The organism is uncultured Leptotrichia sp., from assembly GCF_938036635.1.
Taxonomy (GTDB): Bacteria; Fusobacteriota; Fusobacteriia; order Fusobacteriales; family Leptotrichiaceae; genus Leptotrichia; species Leptotrichia hongkongensis.
In genome coordinates this window covers 1-3,185 of record NZ_CALHQO010000251.1, presented here as the reverse complement: position 1 = coordinate 3,185, position 3,185 = coordinate 1, and the positions used below count along the sequence as shown (strand labels likewise).

Sequence of the window (3,185 nt, the reverse complement as noted above, 5' to 3'; positions counted from 1 at the left end):
AAAATTTTATATAAAAGAAAACAAATATTTAGGACATTTAATAAGAAAGTGAAAGAAGAAGACTACGAAGAAGAAAAAACAATAATATCAAATTCCATATCTGATGATAATTTATACATGAATTTAAGAAAATTAAATTTATTAATGGGAATTTTTGATGACAGATTATATGACTGGAATGAGATTTCTATTGGAAAAAATGAGAAATTTAATGTTGATATAAGGAATCAGAAGAGATATAGGGCAGAATTAGAGTTAATTTTAGCAGAAGTAGAAAAACAATTGAAAAAAACAAAAGAATTAACAACGGATTCTAAAATACATTCAATGCATTTAAAAAAAGATATGTATATAAAAATACTTGAGCAAGGGGATAAGGGTGTGGAATTATCTAAAAAAATATTGGATAAAATAGATAATAAAAATTATGATAATTTGAATGCACTTGCAGTTGACAATGTTGTAAATACGCTTGAGATGTATATAAATATACGGCAAAATCTAATAGTAAAATAATAAACTTAGAAGGAGGAATTATAATGAAAGTAGCAATATTTTTTGGAAGTCAGTCAGATACTGACAAAATGAGAGGTGCAGTGAACTGCCTGAAGGAATTTGGAATTGGGTACGAGGCTTATGTCCTGTCTGCTCACAGAGTTCCTGAAAAATTAGAGGAAGTTCTTGCAGATGTGGAAAAGAGAGGTGCTGAAGTGATTATCGCTGGAGCAGGGCTTGCGGCACATTTACCAGGAGTTATTGCTTCAAAGACAATTCTTCCTGTTGTAGGCGTACCTTTAAATGGAGCGATTGGAGGGCTTGATGCTCTTTATTCAATTGTTCAGATGCCAAAGTCTATTCCTGTGGCAACAGTTGGAATTGATAATTCGTATAATGCAGGAATGCTGGCTGTACAGATTTTGTCAGTAAAATATCCTGAAATTAGAGAAAAATTGGTTACATTTAGAAAAGAGATGAAAGCTAAGTTTATTGCGGATAATGAGAAAAAAATTGAATTGTAAAAGGATGAAATTATAAAATATGGGAGAGTTTTATTTTAAAAATTATTTTTTAAGTGAAGAAGAGATAGAAGAAAATAAACAAAATATTAGTGGTAACACAGAAATTTGTGGTAATGATACATTAAAACCAAATTTGAAAAATAAAATTTCATTATTTGTTAATAAAACTTCAGATTATTATGATTATTATTTTAAATTATCAGAAAACAAAATAACACAAATATCTAGAAAGAGAAAGTTTCCTGATGAGGACAAGAATATGACAAAGTATAATACAGAACGTTTAAAATTATTAGGAGAAGCCATATCGAAGTATTATTCTGTAATGATAACTTATTTTCAAGAAAAGGTTTCAGAATTGGATATAGAAAAATTATATTTAAATTATTCAGCAGACGATTTTATGAAAGTAGAAAATATTTTAAAAGAAATGACATTATTTTATACAAAAATGTATTATAAATATCCGATTTCGGAAGATCGAAAATCATCTAAAGATATTGAAGAAATATTAAAAAAATATAATATAGAAGAACAAATTCAAGAACTAGAAAGAACATTAAATTTGATTAGAAATATCGCTAGGTATCAAATCAGAAAAAAAGAAGAACAAATTAAAGAAAAGGAAGAAACGAGAAGCAACTTGTGGAATATTTCTTTTGCTGTAATTGGAATTATAATAGGAGTAGTACAAATTATACAAGCATTTAAATAAATATAACGGAGGAGATAAAAAATGGAAAAAAGAGAACAAATTTATGAAGGAAAAGCAAAATCAATTTTTTCAACAGATAAAGAAGATGAAATAATTATGTATTTTAAAGATGATGCAACAGCTTTTAATGGGGTTAAAAAAGACCAGTTGGAAGATAAGGGGATTTTAAATAATAAAATTTCTACTTTGATTTATGAATATTTGATAAAAAATGGTGTAAAAACTCACTGGATTGAAACTTTGAACGAAAGGGAGCAACTTTGTAAAAAAGTGGAAATTGTGCCTTTGGAAGTGATTATTAGAAATAGGGCGACTGGAAGTTTTGTGAAAAGATATGGAGCTGAAGAAGGAAAAATTTTTAAAAGACCCACATTTGAACTGTCGTATAAAAATGATGATTTAGGAGATCCGCTATTAAATGATGATCACGCTTTGGCATTGGAATTGGTAACTGAAGATGAATTGGCTGAGATTAAAAAGCAAACTTTTTTGATAAATGACTTGCTTTCAAAATTATTTGATAAAATGAACTTGATTTTAGTGGATTATAAAATTGAGTTTGGAAGAGATAAGGATGGGAATATTTTGCTGGCTGATGAAATAAGTCCAGATTCAATGAGACTTTGGGATAAGGATACTCTTAAAAAATTGGATAAGGATAGATTTAGACAGGATTTAGGAGATGTAATGGGAGCATATCGTGAAGTTTTGCGTCGTTTGGAAGAAGTGCTGAAATAAATTTTTTAGGAATTTTAAAGTATGCTCAAACCTATTTAAAATTAAACTACTAAAAATTATATAGATTTAGGGTTTGAGTAAAATAGTCATAGGCTTTTGAGTTTAGTTTTAAAGCAGTTTTACTATATATATTAGCAAGAAAGTTTCGAATACTTTGTCAGATAAATGGGAGATATAGTAAAAATATCAATAGAATTATAAATTTAGAATAGTTTATAATAAAAATGGAGGAAAATTACAAATGATTAAGAGTTTGAATGAGGAATGTGGAGTATTTGGAGTTTATGGACATCCTGATGCGGCAAGACTTACTTACTACGGGCTTCATAGCCTTCAGCATAGAAATAGCGGCTTGAATCAGGAGTATGAATCTCGTCCATAAGATAAATCTCTCCGTTGTGTTTACCAAATTCATACTTTGTGTCTACGAGAATCAGTCCGCGTTCTGCTGCGATTTTAGTACCGCGCTCAAAGAGAGCTAGAGTGTATTTTTCAAGAATTTCGTATTCTTCAGGAGTGGCAAGGCCTTGTGCTAAAATTTCTTCCTTAGAAATATCAGCATCATGTTCTCCTATCTCAGCCTTAGTGGTAGGAGTAACAATAGGAGTAGGGAACTTTTCGTTTTCGCGCATGCCATCAGGTAGAGATATACCACAAATTTCCTCTAGGCAGAACTTAGATGAGTTACATCATCTGGGTGATAAGTGAAAAGG

Annotated in this window: 5 protein-coding genes; 4 read left to right on the top strand and 1 reads right to left on the bottom strand. The window is 29.7% G+C overall.

Annotation, left to right across the window (positions count from 1 at the left end; genetic code table 11):
- From Q0370_RS04900 to purC, 4 genes are all read left to right on the top strand, one after another.
- Positions 1-516, top strand: a 516-nt coding sequence (locus tag Q0370_RS04900; protein WP_299572876.1) for a hypothetical protein, incomplete at its 5' end; no start/stop codon positions are given.
- Positions 517-539: 23 nt separating this feature from the next.
- Positions 540-1,019: a 5-(carboxyamino)imidazole ribonucleotide mutase gene (purE, locus tag Q0370_RS04895; RefSeq protein ID WP_299572875.1), complete on the top strand. Its 480-nt coding sequence runs from the start codon at positions 540-542 to the stop codon at positions 1,017-1,019.
- 19 nt (positions 1,020-1,038) lie between these two features.
- Positions 1,039-1,734, top strand: coding sequence for a hypothetical protein (locus Q0370_RS04890; RefSeq protein ID WP_299572873.1), 696 nt, complete (start codon positions 1,039-1,041; stop codon positions 1,732-1,734).
- Positions 1,735-1,755: 21 nt separating this feature from the next.
- On the top strand, positions 1,756-2,472 hold the full coding sequence (purC, locus tag Q0370_RS04885; protein WP_299572872.1) for a phosphoribosylaminoimidazolesuccinocarboxamide synthase: 717 nt from the start codon (positions 1,756-1,758) through the stop codon (positions 2,470-2,472).
- Positions 2,473-2,780: 308 nt separating this feature from the next.
- On the opposite strand, the gene Q0370_RS04880 is transcribed toward purC, so the two are convergent.
- Positions 2,781-3,104, bottom strand: coding sequence for a phosphoribosylaminoimidazolesuccinocarboxamide synthase (locus Q0370_RS04880; protein ID WP_299572870.1), 324 nt, complete (start codon positions 3,102-3,104; stop codon positions 2,781-2,783).
- Positions 3,105-3,185 lie beyond the last annotated feature (81 nt).